The sequence below is a fragment of the Marivita sp. S0852 genome (assembly GCF_046591575.1).
Taxonomy (GTDB): Bacteria; Pseudomonadota; Alphaproteobacteria; order Rhodobacterales; family Rhodobacteraceae; genus Marivita.
In genome coordinates, this window is the sequence record NZ_JBIQWA010000043.1 from 1 (window position 1) to 281 (window position 281).

1 pseudogene is annotated in these 281 nt (G+C 64.8%); it reads left to right on the plus strand.

Annotation, left to right across the window (positions count from 1 at the left end):
* Positions 1–281: pseudogene (locus tag ACG74X_RS21345) on the plus strand (type VI secretion system tip protein VgrG); the annotation flags it as partial.

Here is a 281-nt window from a genome sequence, read left to right on the forward strand (position 1 = left end):
GCCAGTTCGGCGCTTGGGTTTCTCGATATGAGCGGGCTGGCCAGCCGTGCCGGTGTCGTCGGCGGCAGCAGCAACCGGCCCGACGCAGGCCGTGCGCTTGGCGATGCCGGGTCCGGGGTGGGGTCGGCGGCGGCAGGTCTATTTCCGATGCCCGGAGTGATGAACACCATCGTCGGCAGTTTCAAATCCGACACCATCGGCGTGGCGCGGGTGGAACAGGTTGGCACCAGCAAGATCACCAATGTGGGTGCGAGTTCGCTGGAAAGCGTCGGGAAATACAA